The organism is Candidatus Hydrogenedentota bacterium (assembly GCA_016791475.1).
Taxonomy (GTDB): domain Bacteria; phylum Hydrogenedentota; class Hydrogenedentia; order Hydrogenedentales; family JAEUWI01; genus JAEUWI01.
Genome location: JAEUWI010000208.1, coordinates 1 through 743, shown reverse-complemented (window position 1 = coordinate 743; position 743 = coordinate 1). Strand labels below are relative to the sequence as shown.

The following is a 743-nucleotide window of genomic DNA, read 5'->3' as shown; positions in this document are numbered from 1 at the left end:
AGGATCGCCATCGGGCGGCCGGACATTCCGATCCACGGGGCGCCGCCCTGACGGACTTCGCCCAGGTGGTCCTGTGTCTCAACGAATGCATCTATGTGGAATAATCCAAACCCGGTTTCACGCCGCGACCTTCTGCGCCGGGCCGGATGCGGAGCGGGCCTGCTGGGACTGGCCGGACTTCTTCGCGATGAGCACCTGCTCGGCGGGGAGACCTCCGCGGATCCGCTTCTGGCGCGTCCGGCACCCCACCGTGCCCGCGCCCGCTCCGTTATCTGGCTGTTCATGAACGGAGGTCCCAGCCAGGTGGACACCTGGGACTACAAGCCCGGATTGATCCGCAGCGACGGAAAGGAACTGGAGGGGTTTGACAAGAAAACCGGGTTCTTTGCGGAGTCGGTCGGTCCGATCATGAAGTCGCCCTTCTCCTGGGCGCCTGGGTCAGCGATCTGTTTCCCCACCTTTCTGCGCACGTGGACAAAATGGCGTTCCTTCATTCGTGCCATACCCAGTCCAACAATCACAGTCCGGCGCTCTTCATGATCAACACGGGATCCACCCGCATGGGCTTTCCCTGCGTGGGATCCTGGGTGACCTACGGCCTCGGGAGCGAAAGCCGAAACCTTCCGGCATTCGTCGTCATGAGCGATCCGCTGGACCGCGGCCTGCCCAAGGGCAACGCCAGCAACTGGGGGGCGGGATTTCTCCCCTCCGTGTATCAGGGCACCTGGCTGCGTCCCAAGGGC

General features: G+C 63.7%; 1 pseudogene. It reads left to right on the top strand.

Annotated elements, in window-relative coordinates:
• The first annotated feature begins 93 nt into the window (after positions 1 to 93).
• Positions 94 to 743: pseudogene (locus JNK74_28740) on the top strand (DUF1501 domain-containing protein).